The following is a 20,507-nucleotide window of genomic DNA, read 5'->3' on the forward strand; positions in this document are numbered from 1 at the left end:
CGGTGCGGTTCAACCGGAGAGCGCGATCATCGCGATGGCGCCGAGCGCCAACGCCATACCGATCTTCTGCAGAGTGCCGACTCGCTCGCCGAGCATCACCATCGCCAGCAACACCGTGGCTGCGGGATACAGCGAGGCGATGGCGCTCACCAGCGACAGCAAACCGCCCTGATACGCGTAGATCATCGCAGCGTTGGCGACGACGTCGAGCACGCTGACGAAGGCGGCGAGTTTGAGGACGCTGCCGTGCGGAGGTGAGAAGTGACCAGAGGCAAGTGCCACGATCCAGACGACCGCGGTCGCCGATGCGCGCGACGCCGCGAGCGGCCACAGCCCACTGCCGTCCCCGATCCGGTGCAGAAAGATGAAGGCGAACGCGAACGTCACCCCCGAACCGACCGTCAACCAGGCGACCGTTCGGGTGAACTTCATCTCTCGACCACCGGCAACCTCACCGGTCACCTCGTCCGGTGATTCTCTGCTGACCAGCACCACGGCCACCAGTGCGACGGCGATACCGACGAACGCGATCACGCCGGGCCGCTCGCCCATCGACAACCCGACCAGCACCGGGATACCGGCGACCAGCACCGCGGTGACCGGCGAGACCACGGCCATCGGTCCGGCGGCGAGGGCCAGGTAGAACCACCACACGGCAACTCCGCCTGCGACACCCGAGGCCAGGCCCCAGAGCATCGCCGGGAGTTCGATGGTGCCGCCGACGAACGGAGCGACGAGCAGGACGATCACCAGCGAGAGCGGGTAGGACACGATGACCACCCGGAGGGCGGCGACCCGGCGGGATGCGACACCGCCGACGAAATCGCTCACCCCGTAGCCGACGGCAGCTACCAGAGCGAGCAGAACAGCGGTCAGCGCATTCCCTTCACGCGACGGCCCAACTCGCGAGTGACCTCGCGTTCGGCGGTGCGCTTGGCCAGCGACTGTCGTTTGTCGTAGTCCTGCTTGCCCTTGGCCAGTGCCAGCTCGACCTTGACCTTGCCGTCGGAGAAGTACATCGACAGCGGCACCAACGTCAGGTTGCCCTCTTTGACCTTGCCTGCGAGGCGGTCGATCTCGCGGCGGTGCAACAGAAGTTTGCGGTTGCGCCGCGGCGCGTGGTTGGTCCAGCTACCGAGCGTGTATTCCGCGATGTGCAGTCCGCGTAGCCAGATCTCTCCGTCGTCGACGGTCGCGAAGGCGTCGACCAGCGAGGCCTTGCCGTCACGCAGACTCTTGACCTCGGTTCCGACGAGGGCAACTCCGGCCTCGACGACGTCGAGTATGGAGTAGTTGTGCCGCGCCTTGCGATTGGTCGCGATGGCCTTGCGGCCCTTCTCTCTCACTGCAGGGCCCTTTCTCGAGCGTTCGTCGCGCAGACCGGTTCCACGGGCAACCGCTCCAGCATAGAACCGAACGGCAAGCGAATTTATTCGCGCACGTACAGGCGCAGCGTGATGTAGGCCGTCACCGCGGCCATGCCGACTCCCACCAACGCCAGGAACGGCGAGACGAGCAGCACGTCACTGTTCGATATCCGGGCCAGGATGTTGGCCTGATACACATCCGACAGAACGTCGTCGATGAACATGTTCTTGGCCGTGAACAAGCCGGCAATGGCAAGTGCGGAGCCGATCAAGGCCGCCACCACCGCCTCGAGCAGGAACGGCAGCTGGGTGTACCAGCGAGTGGCACCGACCAAGCGCATGATGCCCACCTCGGTCCGTCTGGTGAACGCCGCGATCTGAACCATGTTGGCGATCAACAGGATTGCGGCGATCGCCTGCACCGTGGCGATGGCGAATGCAGCGTTGCGCACGCCGTTGAGCACGCTGAACAAGCGCTCCACCAGGTCGCGTTGGTTCAGCACGCTCTGCACGCCGGGTCGATTCTCGAAATTGTCGTTGATCACCCCGAACCGCTCCGGGTCACTCAGACGTACCTTGAACGACGCGGGAAAGCTGTCGGCACTGACCAGTTCGGCCAGCTCGGGCTGGTCCTTGAACACTCGCTCGGTGGCGTCCTTGACCGCATCCTCGCGATTGAGGTACTGCACCGAGACCACCGACGGAGTGCTCTCCAGATCCGAGCGCAGGGTGGCGCAGGTGTCCTCGGCGCAATCGGGATCGGTTGCCGAGATGTCGTCGGTGAGGAAGATCTGCACTTCGACCCGGTCGAGAAAGATCTGCTGGGTCTTGCCCGCCATCTGCACCACGAGCAGTCCCCCCCCGAACAGGCCGAGAGAAATAGCGGTCGTCAAGATCATGGCGATCGTCATGGTGATGTTGCGGCGAAGTCCGGTGAAGACCTCGCTGAAGATGAAACTTGCGCGCATCGCGGAATCCGAGCCCTTCGATTCGTTCGGTCGTGAAGTCCGATAGGTCCTGGTCGGGTGTCGTCAGCGACCGACGCCGTACACCCCGCGGGCCTCGTCACGAACGACTCGTCCGTTGTCGAGCTCGACGACGCGTCGGCGCATCGAATCGACGATGTGGTTGTCGTGGGTGGCCATCAGCACCGTGGTTCCGGTGCGGTTGATGCGCTCGAGCAACAGCATGATGTCCTGACTGGTATCCGGATCGAGGTTTCCGGTTGGCTCGTCCGCGAGCAACACGAGCGGACGATTGACGAACGCCCGAGCGATGGCGACTCGCTGCTGTTCACCACCGGACAGCTCGTTGGGCAGACGATCCGACTTGCCGCCGAGTCCCACGAGATCGAGCACTTCGGGGACGGTGCGCTTGATCATCGAGCGCGGCTTGCCGATCACCTCGAGGGCGAACGCCACGTTCTCCACGACGGTCTTCTGCTGCAGCAGACGGAAGTCCTGGAACACGCAGCCCATGCTCTGCCGCAACCTCGGGACACGACGGGCCGCCAACCTGTTGACATGGAAGTCGGCAACATGGATGTCGCCGGAGGTGGGCGTCTCCTCCTTGAGCAGCAACCGCATGAACGTCGACTTCCCCGAACCCGACGGGCCGATCAGGAACACGAACTCACCTTTGTCGATGGAGACCGTCACCTTGTCCAGGGCGGGCCTGGTGGAGGTCTTGTAGGACTTGGAGACATTCGAGGTGCTGATCACGGGTCGCCAGTGTAGTCCTTACTCGCCGGTAGCTGCCGGAACCGCTCGGGCGTCGCGGCGAGTCCCGAGAGACGGTAAAGGCCGACTCAGCGCGCGGATGTCGGCGCAGGTTGGCTGGGTATCAGCGACTGGATTGCCGGCGGAATCGGCACGCCGAACGGCGCGGTCGTCGTCGGTGGCACAGTCGTCGTGGTCGCCGGCTGACCGGATCCGTCGACGCTGTCCGATCCATCCGGATCGGTGGTGGCCGTCGGCGTGGGTGTGACCGTGGTGCTCGTGAAACTCGGCTCCGAGGTTTGCGGCTGGATGTACGGGGTGAGCTCGCCCGGATCGACAGCAACCGGTCCCTGAATCTGTTCGCTGTCCCTTTCGGCGATCTCGGCGCTGATCTGGCCGTACCACAGACCGGTGAGCACGAAGCAGATGCCGAAGGCCACGGTGGACGTCCGAACGCGACCGTTGATCTTGGCCGGTATGCGCCACTGTCGCCAGTTCCGTCGCGGGTGATCGGTTCCGGTCTCCGTCGTGCTCACTGATCCTCCCTCCGGTCTCGTCCCGACGCATCCGGTGCGACCCCGGCCGTACTGACATCGGGAGCAACACTGATGCCCTCGGGGCGTAGTGCGGCAGCCACCCGGACACGAAGTTCTCGTCCCACCTGGAACTGCTTGCCGGGCAATGTTCGCGCCACCAGACGAACGTTGACCTGGCCCACCTCGATGCTTTCCACGCCCATCACGGTCGGTTCGTCGAGCAACAGTGGACGAAGCCGGGTGTCCGCGAACGCGTCGCGGCCGACTGTGCGGAGCAGTGCGTTGACCTGGGTGAGATCCGCGGTGCTCGGCACGGGAACGTCGACGACGGCGCGCGCCCAATCCTTCGACAGGTTGATCGCCTTGACGATCTGCCCGTTCGGCACGGTGATGACCTCACCGTCGACGCTACGGACCCGGGTCACGCGCAGCGTCACATCCTCGACCGTGCCCTCGGCGTCCTCGGCAGAACCGTTGACGGCAATCTGCACGACGTCACCGAATCCGTACTGACGTTCGGTGATGATGAAGAACCCGGCCAGAATGTCCTGCACCACGCGCTGAGCGCCGAAACCGAGTGCCGCGCCGATGACCGTTGCGGGTGCCACCAGCCCGCCGACGCCGAATCCGAAACGCCTCAGCACCTCGATGGTGACCAGGATGTAGATGAGGGTGACCACGACCCAGGTGATGACCTGGGCAAGGGCGTGCCGATGCTTGGCGGCCTCGGACCGCACGAGCGCATCGCTGTGCTGGTAGTTCTGGTCGATGCGGGCAGTGATCCGCGACCCGGTCCAGGTGACGAAGCGCGCGGCCAGAAGCCCGCCGAGAATGTACAGCAGTATGCCGAGGGCATTCTGCTTCAGGTCGAGCGTCGGGTTCAACCAGCTCGTCATCGGATCGTCGGAGTGGAGCCTGCGCAATGACCGGTCATCTACTGCTCCCCCCGCATTCGCCATCGAATTCCCGATTCCAGGAATCCGTCGATGTCTCCGTCGAGAACAGTAGACGGATTGTTCACCTCGTACTCGGTACGCAAATCTTTGACCATCTGGTACGGATGCAGTACGTACGAGCGCATCTGATTGCCCCAGGAGCTGCCGCCGTCTCCCTTGAGGGCGTCCATCTCGGCGCGTTCTTCCTTGCGCTTGACCTCGAGCAGCTTGGCCTGCAGCACTCGCATGGCCGACACCTTGTTCTGCAGCTGCGACTTCTCGTTCTGGCAGGTCACCACGATCCCCGTCGGGATGTGCGTCAACCGAACGGCGGAGTCGGTGGTGTTGACCGACTGCCCACCCGGTCCGGACGAGCGGTACACGTCCACGCGAATGTCGTTCTCGGGGATCTCGATGTGGTCGGTGGTCTCGACGACCGGGAGAACCTCGACCTCGGCGAAGGACGTCTGGCGTCGACCCTGGTTGTCGAACGGACTGATGCGCACGAGCCGGTGTGTGCCCTGCTCCACCGACAACGTGCCGTACGTGTACGGAGCCTTGACCGCGAACGTCGCGCTCTTGATGCCGGCTTCTTCCGCATAGGACGTGTCGTAGACCTCGACACCGTAGCCGTGCTTCTCGGCCCAGCGGATGTACATGCGCATCAGCATCTCGGCCCAGTCGGCGGCGTCGATTCCGCCTGCACCGGACCGGATGTTGACCAGCGCGTCACGTGCGTCGTACTCACCGGACAGCAGGGTCCGTACTTCCATGGCTGCGATGTCCTCACGGAGCGACGCGCGTTCGGCGTCGGCATCGGCGGTGGCGGATGCGGCGTCGTCACCTTCCTCACCCTCGGCGAGCTCGTACAACACCGGCATGTCCTCGAGGCGCTGACGGAGCTCTTCGACGCGGCGCAGCTCGGCCTGCGCGTGGGACAGCTGGCTGGTGACCTGCTGAGCGTGTTCCTGGTCGTTCCACAGGTCCGGTGAGGCCGCCTGATGTTCGAGTTCGTCGATGCGTCGCCGCAGTTCCTCGACGTCGAGAACGGACTCGACTGTGGAGAGAGTGGTGTCGAGCTCGGCGAGGTCTGCAGAAACGTCGGGATGCACGAGAGTCAAGGTTACCGGCACGCGAACCCGAACCCGACCGCCCCCGAATCCGACGACGAAGACGGGTGGTCGGCCAGGGTTCGAACCGTGCTGATTCGAACCCTGTCCGGGCACCTCGTCCGCTGTTAGCTTCGACGCGTCGACATATGCGCACATCGACATGCCTGCCACCGCCCGGTGCCGGCCACACCCCGCAAGACTCAGGAGCTTCGTATGACCGTCACCGACCAGTACCTCGAGAACAACAAGGCGTACGCCGCGACGTTCGGCGGTCCCCTGCCGCTGCCGCCGTCGAAGCACGTGGCAGTGGTGGCGTGCATGGACGCTCGACTGGACGTGTATCGAATCCTCGGTTTGGCCGACGGTGAAGCCCACGTCATCCGGAATGCGGGCGGTGTGATCACCGACGACGAGATCCGGTCTCTGGCCATCAGCCAGCGGCTACTCGGCACGAAGGAGATCATTCTCATTCACCACACCGACTGCGGCATGCTCACGTTCACCGACGACCAGTTCAAGAACGATCTTCAGGACGAGACCGGTCTCAAGCCGAACTGGGCGGCCGAGTCGTTCACCGATCTGGACCGTGATGTTCGCCAATCGCTGGCACGCATCGAGCAGAGCCCGTTCGTCACGAAGCACGAATCCATTCGAGGCTTCGTCTTCGACGTGGCAAGCGGAAAGCTGAACGAAGTCACCGGATAGGCCGAAACGCACATATCTCCACATGCGAGACGCCGTGTGCGCGGCGATAGTCTTCTCCGGTGACCGACTACGCCGCTGATCTTTCTCTCGCCCTCCGACTCGCCGACGAGGCCGACGCCATCACCCGGCGACGATTTCTCGCCATGGACCTCTCGGTGGATTCCAAGCCGGATCTGACACCGGTGTCGGACGCGGATCTGGCCGTCGAGACGACGATCCGCGGCGTGCTCGGAGCGCAGCGCCCTGCCGACGCGTTACTGGGCGAGGAATTCGGCGGCACTGCAACGTTCAGCGGACGCCAGTGGGTCGTCGATCCCATCGACGGCACCAAGAACTTCGTCCGTGGCGTTCCGGTGTGGGCGACGTTGATCGCGCTGCTCGACGACGGAATACCCCGTGTCGGCGTGGTGAGCGCGCCCGCCTTGGGCCGACGGTGGTGGGCCGCACTCGATCTGGGAGCCTGGACGGCATCGGACGGGGGTACCCCGCGCCGGATCGAGGTCTCGAAGGTCGATTCGCTGGCGTCGTCGAGCTTGAGTTTCTCGAGCCTGAGTGGGTGGGCGGATCTCGGCATCAGGGATCGGTTCCTCGATCTGACCGACGCCGTGTGGCGGGTTCGCGGGTACGGCGACTTCTTCTCCTACTGCCTCGTCGCAGAGGGGGCGGTCGACATAGCCGCAGAACCCGAGGTCTCGCTGTGGGACCTGGCCGCACTCGATGTCCTCGTACGCGAAGCCGGAGGCGATTTCACCGCACTCGACGCCACCGCAGGCCCGCACGGTGGCAGCGCCGTGGCCACCAACGGTCTACTGCAACACCAGGTCCTCGCGCACCTGTCCCCCAGCGCCTGAGTTACGCCTGGAGAACTGCGGCCAGAATCAGCGCGATCAGCGGTGTGATGCCCTGGACGAATGCGGGCCGGGAGTACTTCGCACCGCCGGTCGCCAGAACGATCGCTGCGCCGACGATGCTCGCGCACGCGAAGTAGACGACGGCGTGGCCCGCGGACCCGCCCACGACGAGGCCCACCACGATGCCGACGGCCAGAAACAGGTTGTAGAAGCCCTGATTGAACGCCATCGGCTTCACGACATCGGCGTCGTTCTGGCTTGCGACCCCGAACTTGGCCCAGATGGCCGGCTTCGACCACAAGACACTTTCCATGACGAAGATGACGACGTGAAGGGCCGCGGCGAGGGCGGCGAAGACCTGGGCGATCGGATGCACCGACGTAGCGTGCCATACCCCTCGTCGCCGGAGGCGATGTTCGGTTCGCCGGCCTCTTGGAAAGGTCAACTTACTCGACAGTAGACAGCTAACTTACTCGGGAGTAAGATCTGTGAAGTCCGTGCCCGACGCCGAGGAACTGGTGATCATGAGCAAGCAAGACAGTGTGGTCGACGCGAAGGCCCCGAAGGTGCCCCGCGATACTTCTGCAGTTGGCCTCAACCCGTTCAAGAGGGATGCGATCGGAACCGCCATGCGCGTTCTGACCGCCATCACCGGATCGGAACTGGCGGAGAAGTACAACCTCCGCCAAACCATCGACCGGGTGACGTACGAGAGCACCAAAACCGGGTTCAAGACCCTCGGCGCTGCCAATCGCACGTTTGCCAAGGTCACCGGTGGCGGCAAGCCCAAGCGCCTCGACGACGGCGCTGCCAAGAACCTGAGCTACTTCGACCTGACGCCCGACGACGAACAGCGCATGATCGTCGAGACGGTCAAAGAATTCGCCGAAGAGATCCTTCGCCCGGCTGCCCTCGACGCAGACCACAGCGCCTCGTCGCCCGAGGATCTGGTTCGGCGCTCCGCCGAGCTCGGCATCACGCTCATCAACGTTCCCGAGGAACTCGACGGTGCCGCCACCGAGCGTGGCGCTGTCACCAACTCTCTCGTCGCCGAGGCACTCGCCCATGGCGACATGGGCTTGGCACTGCCCATCCTCGCTCCCAGCGGCGTCGCCGTCGCCCTCACCCAGTGGGGCACCGACGCACAGCAGAAGACCTACCTCCCGGCCTTCGTCGGTGAGAAGGTGCCGAATGCAGCAGTGGTCGTCAACGAGCCCCGCGCACTGTTCGATCCGTACGCGTTGCAGACCAAAGCCGTTCGCTCCCCCAGCGGCTACAAGCTCAACGGAGTCAAGAGCCTTGTGCCTGCTGCCGGCAGTTCCGAGCTGTTCGTCATCGCCGCAGAACTCGAAGGCCGTCCGGCATTCTTCATCGTCGAGTCCGATTCCAAGGGCCTCGTCGTCGAAGCCGACCCGAGCATGGGCCTGCGCGCAGCCGGTTTGGGCCGCCTGATCCTGACCGACGTCGCGGTTCCCGAGTCGGCCCTACTCGGTGACGGTGACGCAGACCAGCGTGCCGCCGAGTACAGCGCTGCGATCGGCCTGGCGCGACTCGGCTGGGCATCGTTGGCCGTCGGTACGAGCCAGGCCGTACTCGACTACGTCATTCCGTACGTCAACGATCGCGTCGCCTTCGGTGAGCCGATCAGCAATCGCCAGGCCGTGGCATTCATGGTCGCCAACATCGCCATCGAGCTCGACGGTATGCGGTTGGTCACGTTGCGCGGCGCTTCGCGGGCCGAGCAGGGACTGTCGTTCACTCGTGAATCGGCGCTCGCCCGTCGACTCGCCTCCGAGAAGGGCATGCAGATCGGTTCCGACGGCGTGCAGCTGCTCGGCGGTCACGGCTTCACCAAGGAGCACCCGGTCGAGCGTTGGTACCGCGATCTGCGGTCCGTCGGCGTCGCCGAGGGCATCGTTCTCATCTAGCTCGCCGCCCCGAATTTCCATGGCACTCACCCAAGGACTTACACGATGATCAATCTTGAACTTCCCAAGAAGCTTCGGGCGCAGGCGAATCAGGCTCATCAGGTCGCTGCCGAGATCTTCCGCCCGATCTCCCGCAAGTACGACCTCGCCGAGCACGAGTACCCGGTGGAACTCGACACCATGGCGTCGATGGTCGAAGGCATGTCCGACGCCGGTGGCGAAATCGGCGGAGCCGCCGGTGGCCGCGAGAAGGACAGCGAGTCGGCCAAGCCCAGCAAGACCGCGAACGCCAACGGCGGCAACATGTCCGCTCTGGTGAACGTGATCGAGACCTGCTGGGGCGACGTCGGCCTCACCCTGTCGATCCCCTACCAGGGACTCGGTAACTCGGCCATCGCCGCGGTGTCCACCGACGAGCAGCTCGAGCGCTTCGGCAAGGTGTGGGCTTCGATGGCCATCACCGAGCCCGGCTTCGGTTCGGACTCCGCAGCTGTCACCACCACCGCCGTCCTCGACGGCGACGAGTGGGTACTCAACGGCGAAAAGATCTACGTCACCGCCGGCGAGCGTTCCACCCACATCGTGGTGTGGGCCACGGTCGACAAGTCGCTCGGCCGCGCGGCCATCAAGTCGTTCGTCGTCCCGCGTGACGCTCCGGGCCTCTCGGTCGCCCGCCTCGAGCACAAGCTGGGCATCAAGGCGTCCGACACCGCAGCCCTGCTGCTCGAGGACTGCCGCATCCCGAAGGACAACCTGCTCGGTACCGCCGAAGTGAACGTCGAAAAGGGCTTCGCCGGCGTCATGCAGACGTTCGACAACACCCGTCCCCTGGTGGCAGGCATGGCGATCGGCGTCGCACGTGCGGCTCTCGAAGAACTGCGTTCCATCCTGGTGGACGCCGGAGTCGACATCTCCTACGAAACGCCCGCCTACAACCAGCACGCGGCGGCCGCGGAGTTCCTGCGCCTCGAAGCGGACTGGGAGGCAGCACATCTGCTCGCACTGCGTGCGGCGTGGATGGCCGACAACAAGGAGCCCAACTCCCTCCAGGCCTCGATGTCCAAGGCCAAGGCCGGTCGCTCGGCAGTCGACATCACCCTCAAGGCAGTCGAATTGGCCGGCACGTACGGCTACTCGGAGCGCCCGCTGCTCGAGAAGTGGAGCCGCGACTCCAAGATTCTCGACATCTTCGAGGGAACGCAGCAGATTCAGCAGCTGATCGTTGCTCGCCGTGTACTCGGAAAGTCGTCGGCAGAACTGAAGTGACACCTGGCTCGTAGTCGAGCCGAGGAGTAACCGCTGAACGGCACCGGACTTTGCGTCCGGTGCCGTTTTTCGTGTGTGAGAAAGAAAAATCGGGAGGCGGTGTCGATATCGTGGTCTGTCGAACGTCGTCATCGTGTACGGCGACTCGCGCCGCGACACCGAGGTACCGAACCCAGGAGCGCACCATGAAGTACATCCTCTTGATCAACGCAGACACCGCACCCGGAGCAGCACCGGGCTGCAGCAGTGTCGAGGACTGGATGACCTACGAGAAGGAGATGAAGGAGGCGGGCGTTCACGTCTCCGGTCACGCGATGGCCGACCTCACGACAGCCACGGCTGTGCGCGTCGACGCCGCCACCGGAGAACGCAGCGTCACCGACGGCCCGTATGCCGAATCTCATGAGGTTCTCGGTGGCTACGACGTCATCGACGTTCCCGACCTGGACGCTGCACTCGAGTGGGCGGCCCGATGCCCGGGCTCCAAGGACGGCGGCACGGTGATCGTACGTCCCCTTGCCGAGTTCTGAACCGCCGAAACCCCACGTACTCGGTTCTTCGGTGACCGATGCCGAGGTTGGTCGAGCGCTCGACTCGGTCTTCCGAGCCGAGCGCTCGATACTGCTCGCCTCGCTGGTGCAGCGGTATCGCGACCTCGACCTCGCCGAAGAAGTGACCTCGGGCGCCATCGAAGCGGCCCTGAAACACTGGCCGGTCGATGGTGTCCCGGCCAAGCCCGGAGCCTGGTTGCTCACCACTGCCCGCCGGAAGGCAGTCGATCGTTTGCGGCGCGACCAGACTCTGGCCGCGAAAGTCGTTGTGCTGCAGGCGGATACGGATCGTACCGAACCGAGTCGCCTGAATTCGCTCGACGATAATCTGCCCGACGACCGACTGCAGTTGTTCTTCACCTGCGCGCACCCTGCCCTTGCCGCCGGTGACCGGCTCGCACTGACTCTTCGATGCGTGGCCGGTCTCACCACCGGCGAGGTCGCCCGGGCTCTGCTCATCCCCCCGGCGACAGCAGCGCAGCGAATAGTGCGAGCCAAGAACAAGATTCGGGCCGCACGGATACCGTTCCGTCTCCCGGGCCCGGACGAGTTGGCAGGCAGGGTCCCGATGGTGCTCGAGGTGATCTATTCGATCTTCACCGAGGGCTATTCGGCGACGTCGGGTGATCACGTCGGACGAATCGATCTCACCGACGAGGCCCTCGGGATGGGCCGACTCCTGTACGCCGCTTTGCCGACGGAGTCCGAGGTGATCGGTCTACTGGCGCTGATGTTGCTCGTCGATGCCAGACGCGACGCGCGAACCGGACCGGACGGTGAGATCGTCTTGTTGGCCGACCAAGACCGTCGACTCTGGAATGCCGAATTCATCGCCGAGGGTACGGAACTCGTGGTCGAGGCTCTCGGCGGCGGCGGGAGCGGTCCTTACGCTCTACAGGCTGCCATTGCTGCACTGCACGACGAACCACTCGACGCCGACAGCACGGACTGGCCTCAGATAGTAGCCCTGTACGACGTACTCATGACGCGGGCACCGAGCCCCATCGTCGCGCTGAACCGGGCGGTTGCGCTGGCGATGCGCGACGGTCCCGCAGCCGGTCTGCACGAATTGGACCTGCTTGCCGACGAGCCGTCCCTGCGCCGCTATCACCCGTATCCCATGGCGAGAGCAGATCTGCTGCAACGACTCGGCAGGTTCGACGAGGCGGCAATCGACTATCGACGAGCGTTGGATTTCGCCCGAACCGCACCGGAGAAACGCTTGCTTCGCGCTCGGCTCGCGGAGGTGCGCGCGTACCCCGGTCAGGCCGACAGCACCACGTCCACCTGATCTGCAGTCAACGAACGGTCTGAGTACACCAGGCGTACTGCGTCGACATCGGGATTGCCGATGTCGGGTCCACGGGCGATCAACTGCAGGCCCGCGCGCTCGGCCACTCGGGCCGACGCGACGTTGTGTTCGAGGAGGTACGCCACGATCGGCAATTCGGGCTCGGTTCGGTGCGCACACTCGACTGCGATCTCACACATCTCCGCGGCGTACCCGTTGCCCTGTGCGTCGGGATGGAGGCGATACCCGAGATTCCAGAAGGTGTTCCGCCGCTTCGAGCATCCGCCGTAGCCACTGATCGTGCGGCTGCCGCGCTCACGAATGATCCACGTGGACAGTCCATCCCGCCGCCACTGCTCCGCCCAGCTCTGCAACATTCGTTCGGTTGCACCGGGATCGGTGTGTCGCAGGCTCGGGAAGTGCGTCCACGACTGCGGGTCGCTGCAGATCGCGTACAGCTCATCGAGATCCGTGCCGACCGGCTCGTCGAGATCGAGACGCGAGGTTCGTGTTCGCACACCATGGATCCTAGGGGTGAAGAAGTCTGGTAGACCGGTGGTACACGATCGAGCGAAGGGTGTCACCGTCATGGCCGAGTGGATCAAGAAGATGGAAGAGAACGCGAAAGGCCTCATCGCCGAGGCAGAGCAGGAACTGACCGCACTCGAAGGTGTGGACACCGTCGACCTCACTGCCGATGATGCAGACGACGAAGGAGGCCCCGCCCCTTCCGAAGCAGTCACCAGTGACGATGCACGCGAGCAGATCACGGACTGAACTCCCGATGCCCAGTCGCCACACGTGGTCCACGACCACACACGACTGGTCGGTGGACGTCGATCTGGATCATCTGTCGCACATCAGATCTCGACCCGGCGAATACGCGCCCGGCGGAGTCCTGCACCTGGTTCTCGAGGTACTCGCCTACGCGGTGGACGAAGCAGAACATCAGGGCGGTGGTCACGCGACAGTCGTGTTGGGCGCGGACGGGACTGTCGAAGTGTCCGACGCAGGTCGAGGCACCGACACCAGGCTCGACGACGGACTAGCCATCCGTAAGCCCGTCGTCAGCACGAAAGATGTCCGCTTCTTCGACGAATCACAGCCCGTCATGCTCGACGACGGACACGCTCGACGTGGGATGTCCACAGTGGCTGCTCTCTCGCGGATGCTCGAACACACCAACCGGCGGGTCGACGGTTCGTGGACCAGACGGTACGAGCACGGAGTTCCCGTCACCGAGCTGAGCTCGGCTGCGTCGACCGGCCACACCGGCACCACCATTCGCTTCCTGCCCGACGCGTCTCTGGTGCCAGGATCACTGCTGACGCCGACCGATCTGCGGTCGGTGATCGTCCCGCGCGAGCTTCTGACGGTATCGGTCACCCAAACGGAATCAGGCGAACAACGACCAACAGATACTGTTTCTTCTCTCCTGGTCTTCCAGCACCAGTTTTCGCACACTGCTCGGGAGCCGGTCGCGCTGCCATTCGAGTTCCTTCAGACCTGCACTCAGCTCCAGGCCGTCACGTGCGGCCGCCCGAGCTGCCTTGATGGCATAGGCGGCCGCTCCGAGGTCGTGTTCGGGTACGTGTGCCACACAGGCTGCCTGCCCCGCGGCGTATGCGGCGAAGCGAGCGCAACCGTGCAGCGGCCGTGCCGCACCCATGGCGTGCCCGCCGAGAGCGCGGGTTGCCATCATCGCGAGCTCGCCGCGCGTCCACGCACGGATACCGTCGATTGCCTCACGCGGCCGCGAGTCGGAAGGTTCGAGCTCCTCGAACAGGTGGAGAACATGTTCCGCACACTCGGCCGCCCAGAGCGCAAGGCTCCGATGGTCGTCATCGGACAGAAGGCCGCCGCGATGCACGGTGATGAGGCGCGGATCTCTGACGGCGGGGAGAATCATGCGAGGCGAACCTTCCGGTTTCGAACGTGCAGACTGCGGCCGAGAGTCCGTTCCGGACCCATCAGAGCACGAAAAAAGACCCAGGACATATGTCCTGGGTCTTCTTCAGTGGTAGCGGGGACAGGATTTGAACCTGCGACCTCTGGGTTATGAGCCCAGCGAGCTACCGAGCTGCTCCACCCCGCGTTGCGTCTACGAAGTTACTCCCGTGCGTACAACCAATGCAAATCACGTGACTTCTCCGCGTCCTCGCGCACCCCGACGAGTGCACCGCGACGCGTCACGGCACGCATTTATCACGCCGAACACCGCAGAAAATAGTGCTCCGCGTCTCTTTTGGGGCGTGTTTCGAGTCACATAACGTTCGGGTTACGAAGTAGAAACATTAGCGCCACGAGCTGGTCTGAGCTGCGGAAACACCCCCCGTCGTCCCAATATGTGGACATCGACCATCCCATTACGGCTCAGTGACGGTGAGCAGATCCTCGACTACCTTCACGGACGGCCCTAAACCGCTGGGCCTGCACCACCCCGCCGCTCCTTTCGCTCTGCCCCGCGGGTGTGGTCCCCAAGACGTACGGGGGCAGAGCCGCGACGATACGAAGCGCCTGGTCACCAACGCCATCCACACCGGCGAGGTGATTGCAGGCCAGTCGCGCCAGTCGAGCGCGGAGAGGATTCACCCCGAATGACCACACTGAACAATGTCGGCAAGCGCGCACTCGGAATGGCCGTCATCGCAGGTGCCGCTGTAGCAATCCCCCTCGGTATCTCTGCCGGAACCGCCAACGCAGCCCCGAACAACTGGGACGCGGTCGCGCAGTGCGAGAGCGGTGGCAACTGGAGCATCAACACCGGAAACGGCTACTACGGTGGCCTGCAGTTCTCGCAGAGCACCTGGACGGCCAACGGCGGATCCGGATCACCGGCCAACGCATCAAAGGCCGAGCAGATCCGCGTTGCGGAGAACACCCTTCAGACCCAGGGACCGGGCGCATGGCCCGTGTGCGGTCAGCAGCTGAGCAAGGGTGCCTCCGCTCCCGCGCCCGAGGCAGCTCCCGCACCGGCACCACAGCCGGCTCCCGCACCGGCACCGGCACCGGCCGTGGCTCCCGAGGCCGCAGCGGCCACGCAGGCTGCACAGGGCGCGTTCGACGCAGCGTCCAAGCTTGCCGACCAGTACGGCTTGAGCACGCAGTTCCAGCACTTCGTTGCTGCCAACGCCCCGGTGCTCGCGCCCATCGGACGCTGATCGCCCGGCAGTTCGTCGAACTGCCACTCACCTCGGAGTTGCACCGCTGCACAGCGTGAACGAGCCAGGTGACGAACGACGAAAGAGCCGCCTCACCATTCGGTGAGGCGGCTCTTTCTCTCGGTCAGCAGGCCGTGGCCTCAGCGATCAGTTACCTGCCTGGTTGTAGGTATCGACGGCGGTCTGCAGATCCTCCAACGCAGTACCGAGCTCCGCGAGATTTCCACTCTGCTGTGCAGTGCGCACGGCCGCGAGTGCCGAATTCAATTCGGACACGGCCGCATCCCTGGTCGTCGAACCGCCGGTGGCCGGGGCCGGAGTTGCCGCAGGCGCACCTCCGTCGGACGGCGCGGTTTCGGGAACAGCGCCGGGCTGGGTGGTTCCGTCGGTCTCACCGGGTGCGGTGACTGTGCGTCCGGCACCCGCTCCGAACACCTGCTCGATGGCTTCGGGCAGTGTCGCGGCGTACCCGACGCGGCCCTCGTACGAGACCAACACCCGAATCAACTGCGGATAGGCCGACGCCTCGTTGGTACGAGAGGCGTACACCGGTTCCACGTAGATCAATCCGCCGTCGCCGACCGGGAGTGTCAGCAGGTTTCCGAACTCCACGGTGTTCTCACGGCGCACGATACCGAGACTCTCGGACACGTCGGTCGTGGTCGTCATCTGGTTCTGCACCTGATTCGGACCCTGCGTGGATGTATCCGTCGGCAATCTCAACACGGTGATCTTGCCGTAGTTCTCCGGATCGGAATCCGCACTGACGTACGCGCCCAACACCTCTCGGCGGTAACCGACCAACGCACTGGTCAGCTGGAACGACGCCTGATTCTCCTGGTTCGAGATATCGGATGCGACGACGTAGTACGGGGGCTGCTTGGCCGCGGTGTTCTCTGCGGTCGGGTCGGTGGGAACCTCCCAGAACGCGTTGTTGGTGAAGAACTCTCGCGGATCGTTGACGTGGTACTTGGTCAGCAGTTCACGCTGGACCTTGAACAGATCTTCCGGGTAGCGGAAGTGATCGCGCAGCTCGTCGGACACCTGGTCCTTCGGAATGACGGTTCCCGGGAACACGCCTTCCCATGCCTTGAGCACCGGATCGTTCTCGTCCTGCTCGTAGAGCTTGACGGTGCCGTCGTAGGCATCGACGGTGGCCTTCACCGAATTTCGGATGTACGAGACCTCTCGGCTCGGCAACGCACGTGTCGTCGTCGACTCGATGCTGTCGGCAGTGGCGTCCTCGAGCGACATCCGCTGGGCGTACGGGAAGTTGTCCAACGTGGTGTACCCGTCGATGATCCAGACGAGCTTGCCCTCGACGATCGCCGGGTAGGTCGATCCATCCGTGGTCAACCACGGTGCGACCTTCTGTACGCGGTCGCGGGGGTCACGGTTGAACAGGATCTTCGACTCGTCCCCGATGACGCTCGAGAACAAGATGTTGCGCTCGGCGTACTTGCTGGCGAACACGAGTCGATTGAAGAAGTTACCGACGTCGACGCCTGCGGCACCGGTGTAGGTGTAACTCTTGCTGTCGGTGTCGTACTCGCGGGGCTCGCCGGTGGAACCGACGATCGAGTAGTCCGCGTCGGAGTTGGCGATGACCGGGCCGAAGTAGATGCGCGGCTGATCCAGGTCGCCGGGTCCGTCCTTGCGGATGGTGCCCTCGGAATCGTTCTCGATCCAGTTGACCTGGTAGTTCGGGTAACCACCGCGTCCACCGCTCGATTCGTCTGCGACGGCCTCGTCGACGGAGTTGGCCGGCGCTGCGACGAAGCCGTTTCCGTGTGTGAACACGGTGTGGCGGTTGATCCAGTCACGCTGGTTGGCGTCGAGCGTCTGCGGTGAGATCTCGCGGGCTGCAACGACATAGTCGCGCAGGTTGCCGTCCGCATCCGGGTATCGGTCGACGGCCAGCGTGTCGGGGAACCCGTAGAAGTTACGAATCTGACGCTGCTGGGTGAAGGTGGGCGCGAGGATGTTGGGGTCGAGCAGGCGAATGTTGGACATCGTGGCCGACTCGGACGCCACCTCGCCGGGGCTCAATGCTGCTTCACCGGAATAGTCCCGATAGGTGACCACGTCGTCGTTCAAGCCGTACGCGTCTCGGGTTGCTGCGATGTTCCGCTCGATGTACGTGCTCTCCTTGTCCGCCGCGTTCGGGCGCACCGAGAACTGTTCCATCACCAGCGGCCAGACGGCACCGATGAGGATCGACGACAGCACCAACAAAGCCGTGGCCAACGCCGGGATACGGAGATCACGCAGGAATATCGCTGCGAAGAAGGCGATCGCACAGATGACGGCGATTGCCAGCAGGATCAGTTTGGCCGGCAACACCGCGTTGATGTCGGTGAAGCTGGCACCGGTGAACGTCGGCTCCTTGCGACTGCTCGACAGCAGCGTGTACCGATCGAACCAGTACGCGATGGCCTTCAGCAGGACGAAAGTACCGGCCAGAACCGCGAGTTGAATCCGCGCTGCGCGAGTGAGTGCACCCTCGCGCCCGGCGAGACGAATTCCACCGAACACGTACTGCGTCACCAGGTTCGCGAAGAAGGCAACCAGGATGGCGACGAACAGCCAATTGAGGATGAACCGGTAGAACGGGAGGTCGAACGAGTAGAAACCGACATCCAGATTGAACTGCGGGTCGGTTATGCCGAAGTCGCCGCCGTGGATGAACAACTGCACGGTCGCCCAATTGGTCTGGGCGATCATGCCGGACAGGAACCCGAACACCACAGGAATTCCGATGCCGAACAGGCGCAGTCGGCTCATCACCGTGGTGCGGTATCGCGCGATCGGATCGTTGGGCCCGGCGACGGGCACGAACACCGGACGGTTGCGGTACGCCACCGCCAGAGCTGCGAACACGATGAGTCCGACAACCAGGGCGACGACGAAGAAGATCACCAACCGCGTCAGCAGAGTGGTGGTGTACACGCCGCGGAAGTCGACTTCGCCGAACCACAACCAGTTCGTGTACACGTCGATCAGACGGGGACCGATGAGTAGCAAACCTGCTGCTACCAAGGCCAATACGAGCAAGATCCGGCTGCGCCGCGACAAGGACGGCATACCGGTGGGGGGCCTCATGCCCACGAGCCACACTCCAACTTCGGGCGACGCCGACCGGCGCCGCAGATGACTTCGGCGGCGCACTCGCCGTGCGCCGCATGTCCGTTTCGCCCTACTGTACGTACGTTGATCCTACGGCTGCGACGCCCGTACCGCGGCCACAGCCGACCGCAGGTCAGGAGCCTCGCATCCGAGGAACCATCCGAATGCGAGGATAGTGCGGTGAGCAACGACAGCGACGGAGTGCCCGGCCGAGACGATTTCGGTGTCGAGTTCGACCCCGAGACGGGTGGACAGGATGTGGCCGACGCCTTGGCGCGGTGTGCGCGGGAGGTGGCGGACTTCGTCGATGCCGGCGGATGGCACCAGGCACCCCAGATGTTCGCCTTGGTGCCCACAGCCGCACTCGCCGCGGCCGAGCCGGGACTGCTCGACGATTTGGCCGACGGCGCTGCCCTGACTCCGATCCAACAGCATTCGCTACCCGAGGACATCACCGGCGGCTCCCCCGCCCTGGACGAGTTCCTGGCCACCTCCACGTGGCCCGAGGGTGTCGTCGGATGCGCCTTGGTCCAAGAGATCGTAGTTCTTCCCCCAGCAGCCGAATCGACCCTCGACGATGCCTTGATCCCGCTGCTCGCCGATCCCGATGCGGCCGACCAGGCCGCTCGCTCGGCTGCCGAGAACCATCCCGAGAAACGAGATGCTCGGTTGATCGTCGCGGTCCTCAAGGACGGTCCGTCCCTGACTCTTCTGCAGTTGCACCCGGACGAGGACGCCGATCCGTTCGCACCCATCGACCTTCGCATCGCGGAGGACCTGGCCCCCAACGTCGTGCACGGTCTCTACGCCACGTTCGACGCCGTCGACGACGACTAGCGACAGGGCTGGGTCAGCTGCAGGACGGCACGTCGCCGCCGGAGCCGATCGCCTGTAGCGAGTCGATTGCACCGTCCAACGATTCGACACGCACCAGTCTGAGGCCGTCGGGGACGTTCTGTTGCGCCTCTCCGCAGTTCGCGTCCGGCACCAGGAACGTGGTGGCTCCGGCCTCACGGGCGGCGATCAGCTTGTACGGGATGCCGCCGATGGGGCCGACCGTGCCTTCGGCGTCGATGGTCCCCGTCCCCGCGACGAACTCTCCGTTGCTCAGCTCACCGGGACTGAGCTTGTCGACCACGGCCAGGCTGAACATCAGTCCGGCCGACGGTCCACCAACGTCGGCAAGGTTGAACGTCACGTCGAACGGCACGTCCGGCTGCTCCTCGGGCGTGACGCCGAGGTATCCCAACGCGTCGTCGTCGGGCCGGGCTTCGAGCACCACCGAATCCGTCCGCGTCGTGCCGTCCCGGACGTACTCGATATCGATGGAGTCACCCGGGGCCCTGGAGCTGACCGCCTCGCGAACCGCGGACGCCGTGGACACGGGAGCTCCGTCGACCGAGACGAGCGTGTCCCCCACGTTCAGCACGCCGGCAGCGGGCCCGTCATCGGCCACACTCGCCACCGCGAGCGTCACGGGCAGATCCAGATGATGCAGCGCGGCGAGTTCGGCGCTGGACTCCGACTCCTCGAAGTCCGCCTGATTACCCTCCTGCACTTCTTCCTTCGACATGTCCGGCGGATAGACCTCCTCGCGCGGAACGAGTCCCTGCCTGCCGCTGGCCCAGAAGCCGAGTGCCTCGAACAGATTGAGCTGATCGCGCACGGCCACGGTCGTCATGTTCAAGTGGCCCGCGGTGGGGTCGACCTCGGTTCCGTCGATCTGCACCACGGGTACCCCGTCGACGTCACCGAGAGTGTTGTACGTCGGGCCGGGGCCGAGAGCGGCGAACGGAACGGTGACGACCGAGCCCGTGACGCCGAGCACCACCACAGGTACCAGCGCAGCGACAAGAGTGGCGATCCTTCGGTTCACTCCGTAGACACTAGATCCGAATACGGTCGACGGTGCAGACCGCCCCTACCGAGTACGTCCGTACCGACTTCTCTCGGCTCGGAC

The 20,507-nt window shown here is 64.4% G+C and carries 21 protein-coding genes and 1 tRNA gene; 9 read left to right on the forward strand and 13 right to left on the reverse strand.

Features of this window, described 5'->3' with window-relative positions:
* Nucleotides 1–9 precede the first annotated feature (9 nt).
* From QM615_RS03630 to prfB, 7 genes are all read right to left on the reverse strand, one after another.
* Nucleotides 10–876 carry an EamA family transporter gene (locus QM615_RS03630; protein ID WP_502941869.1) on the reverse strand — a complete coding sequence of 289 codons (867 nt, stop codon included), beginning with the start codon at nucleotides 874–876 and terminating at the stop codon, nucleotides 10–12.
* Nucleotides 873–1,346: an SsrA-binding protein SmpB gene (smpB, locus tag QM615_RS03635; RefSeq protein ID WP_027496576.1), complete on the reverse strand. Its 474-nt coding sequence runs from the start codon at nucleotides 1,344–1,346 to the stop codon at nucleotides 873–875. Before smpB ends, QM615_RS03630 begins: the two co-directional genes overlap by 4 nt.
* Before the next feature lie 83 nt (nucleotides 1,347–1,429).
* Nucleotides 1,430–2,335 (reverse strand): permease-like cell division protein FtsX, encoded by a 906-nt coding sequence (gene ftsX / locus QM615_RS03640; RefSeq protein ID WP_068045894.1) that lies wholly within the window; start codon nucleotides 2,333–2,335, stop codon nucleotides 1,430–1,432.
* A gap of 63 nt (nucleotides 2,336–2,398) precedes the next feature.
* Complete coding sequence (gene ftsE, locus QM615_RS03645) at nucleotides 2,399–3,088, reverse strand: cell division ATP-binding protein FtsE (RefSeq protein WP_027496574.1); 690 nt, start codon at nucleotides 3,086–3,088, stop codon at nucleotides 2,399–2,401.
* Between the two features lie 86 nt (nucleotides 3,089–3,174).
* Nucleotides 3,175–3,621 (reverse strand): hypothetical protein, encoded by a 447-nt coding sequence (locus QM615_RS03650; RefSeq protein WP_283347006.1) that lies wholly within the window; start codon nucleotides 3,619–3,621, stop codon nucleotides 3,175–3,177.
* A complete protein-coding gene (locus tag QM615_RS03655) occupies nucleotides 3,618–4,517 on the reverse strand; it encodes a mechanosensitive ion channel family protein (RefSeq protein ID WP_149405496.1) in 900 nt (299 codons plus the stop codon). Before QM615_RS03655 ends, QM615_RS03650 begins: the two co-directional genes overlap by 4 nt.
* A 38-nt stretch (nucleotides 4,518–4,555) precedes the next feature.
* A complete protein-coding gene (gene prfB / locus QM615_RS03660) occupies nucleotides 4,556–5,668 on the reverse strand; it encodes a peptide chain release factor 2 (RefSeq protein WP_068045939.1) in 1,113 nt (370 codons plus the stop codon).
* Nucleotides 5,669–5,881: 213 nt separating this feature from the next.
* Here prfB and QM615_RS03665 point away from each other — a divergent pair, with 213 nt between their 5' ends.
* The gene (locus tag QM615_RS03665) at nucleotides 5,882–6,373 is read left to right on the forward strand and encodes a beta-class carbonic anhydrase (RefSeq protein ID WP_283347007.1); all 492 of its coding nucleotides are present in this window, start codon (nucleotides 5,882–5,884) and stop codon (nucleotides 6,371–6,373) included.
* Between the two features lie 59 nt (nucleotides 6,374–6,432).
* On the forward strand, nucleotides 6,433–7,224 hold the full coding sequence (locus tag QM615_RS03670; protein ID WP_283347008.1) for an inositol monophosphatase family protein: 792 nt from the start codon (nucleotides 6,433–6,435) through the stop codon (nucleotides 7,222–7,224).
* Nucleotide 7,225: 1 nt separating this feature from the next.
* On the opposite strand, the gene QM615_RS03675 is transcribed toward QM615_RS03670, so the two are convergent.
* On the reverse strand, nucleotides 7,226–7,600 hold the full coding sequence (locus tag QM615_RS03675) for a DUF1304 domain-containing protein (protein ID WP_283347009.1): 375 nt from the start codon (nucleotides 7,598–7,600) through the stop codon (nucleotides 7,226–7,228).
* Nucleotides 7,601–7,742: 142 nt separating this feature from the next.
* Between QM615_RS03675 and QM615_RS03680 the strand changes: the two genes are divergently transcribed.
* From QM615_RS03680 to QM615_RS03695, 4 genes are all read left to right on the forward strand, one after another.
* Nucleotides 7,743–9,152, forward strand: a complete 1,410-nt coding sequence (locus QM615_RS03680) for an acyl-CoA dehydrogenase family protein (protein WP_283347165.1) — start codon at nucleotides 7,743–7,745, stop codon at nucleotides 9,150–9,152.
* 45 nt (nucleotides 9,153–9,197) lie between these two features.
* Nucleotides 9,198–10,418, forward strand: coding sequence for an acyl-CoA dehydrogenase family protein (locus tag QM615_RS03685; protein ID WP_068045941.1), 1,221 nt, complete (start codon nucleotides 9,198–9,200; stop codon nucleotides 10,416–10,418).
* Between the two features lie 185 nt (nucleotides 10,419–10,603).
* Nucleotides 10,604–10,948 (forward strand): YciI family protein, encoded by a 345-nt coding sequence (locus QM615_RS03690; protein WP_149405493.1) that lies wholly within the window; start codon nucleotides 10,604–10,606, stop codon nucleotides 10,946–10,948.
* Between the two features lie 31 nt (nucleotides 10,949–10,979).
* Nucleotides 10,980–12,260 (forward strand): RNA polymerase sigma factor, encoded by a 1,281-nt coding sequence (locus tag QM615_RS03695; RefSeq protein ID WP_283347010.1) that lies wholly within the window; start codon nucleotides 10,980–10,982, stop codon nucleotides 12,258–12,260.
* On the opposite strand, the gene QM615_RS03700 is transcribed toward QM615_RS03695, so the two are convergent.
* Nucleotides 12,233–12,778 (reverse strand): GNAT family N-acetyltransferase, encoded by a 546-nt coding sequence (locus QM615_RS03700; RefSeq protein ID WP_283347011.1) that lies wholly within the window; start codon nucleotides 12,776–12,778, stop codon nucleotides 12,233–12,235. The genes QM615_RS03695 and QM615_RS03700 overlap by 28 nt on opposite strands.
* A gap of 16 nt (nucleotides 12,779–12,794) precedes the next feature.
* Between QM615_RS03700 and QM615_RS03705 the strand changes: the two genes are divergently transcribed.
* On the forward strand, nucleotides 12,795–13,037 hold the full coding sequence (locus tag QM615_RS03705) for a hypothetical protein (RefSeq protein ID WP_269593548.1): 243 nt from the start codon (nucleotides 12,795–12,797) through the stop codon (nucleotides 13,035–13,037).
* Between the two features lie 619 nt (nucleotides 13,038–13,656).
* Here QM615_RS03705 and QM615_RS03710 read toward each other — a convergent pair.
* Entirely contained in the window at nucleotides 13,657–14,169 is a 513-nt protein-coding gene (locus QM615_RS03710) for a putative immunity protein (protein ID WP_283347012.1), read from the reverse strand.
* Between the two features lie 109 nt (nucleotides 14,170–14,278).
* Nucleotides 14,279–14,355 (reverse strand) — tRNA-Met (locus tag QM615_RS03715).
* A gap of 502 nt (nucleotides 14,356–14,857) precedes the next feature.
* Here QM615_RS03715 and QM615_RS03720 point away from each other — a divergent pair.
* Nucleotides 14,858–15,421 carry a transglycosylase family protein gene (locus QM615_RS03720; RefSeq protein ID WP_283347013.1) on the forward strand — a complete coding sequence of 188 codons (564 nt, stop codon included), beginning with the start codon at nucleotides 14,858–14,860 and terminating at the stop codon, nucleotides 15,419–15,421.
* 147 nt (nucleotides 15,422–15,568) lie between these two features.
* On the opposite strand, the gene QM615_RS03725 is transcribed toward QM615_RS03720, so the two are convergent.
* Nucleotides 15,569–18,529: a UPF0182 family protein gene (locus QM615_RS03725; RefSeq protein WP_283347014.1), complete on the reverse strand. Its 2,961-nt coding sequence runs from the start codon at nucleotides 18,527–18,529 to the stop codon at nucleotides 15,569–15,571.
* 276 nt (nucleotides 18,530–18,805) lie between these two features.
* Here QM615_RS03725 and QM615_RS03730 point away from each other — a divergent pair, with 276 nt between their 5' ends.
* Entirely contained in the window at nucleotides 18,806–19,384 is a 579-nt protein-coding gene (locus QM615_RS03730; protein WP_176460511.1) for a PPA1309 family protein, read from the forward strand.
* A 13-nt stretch (nucleotides 19,385–19,397) separates the two neighbouring features.
* On the opposite strand, the gene QM615_RS03735 is transcribed toward QM615_RS03730, so the two are convergent.
* A complete protein-coding gene (locus tag QM615_RS03735) occupies nucleotides 19,398–20,423 on the reverse strand; it encodes a YlbL family protein (protein ID WP_068045962.1) in 1,026 nt (341 codons plus the stop codon).
* Nucleotides 20,424–20,507 lie beyond the last annotated feature (84 nt).

The organism is Rhodococcus sp. IEGM 1341 (genome assembly GCF_030056895.1).
Lineage (GTDB): Bacteria > Actinomycetota > Actinomycetes > Mycobacteriales > Mycobacteriaceae > Rhodococcoides.

Bases quoted from the DNA above. Each gene is read 5' to 3' on its own strand.
- ftsX (WP_068045894.1), bottom strand. From the start codon at position 2,335: ATGCGCGCAAGTTTCATCTTCAGCGAGGTCTTCACCGGACTTCGCCGC.
- QM615_RS03655 (WP_149405496.1), bottom strand. From the start codon at position 4,517: ATGACGAGCTGGTTGAACCCGACGCTCGACCTGAAGCAGAATGCCCTC.
- QM615_RS03665 (WP_283347007.1), top strand. From the start codon at position 5,882: ATGACCGTCACCGACCAGTACCTCGAGAACAACAAGGCGTACGCCGCG.
- QM615_RS03685 (WP_068045941.1), top strand. From the start codon at position 9,198: ATGATCAATCTTGAACTTCCCAAGAAGCTTCGGGCGCAGGCGAATCAG.
- QM615_RS03690 (WP_149405493.1), top strand. From the start codon at position 10,604: ATGAAGTACATCCTCTTGATCAACGCAGACACCGCACCCGGAGCAGCA.
- QM615_RS03710 (WP_283347012.1), bottom strand. From the start codon at position 14,169: ATGATTCTCCCCGCCGTCAGAGATCCGCGCCTCATCACCGTGCATCGC.
- QM615_RS03720 (WP_283347013.1), top strand. From the start codon at position 14,858: ATGACCACACTGAACAATGTCGGCAAGCGCGCACTCGGAATGGCCGTC.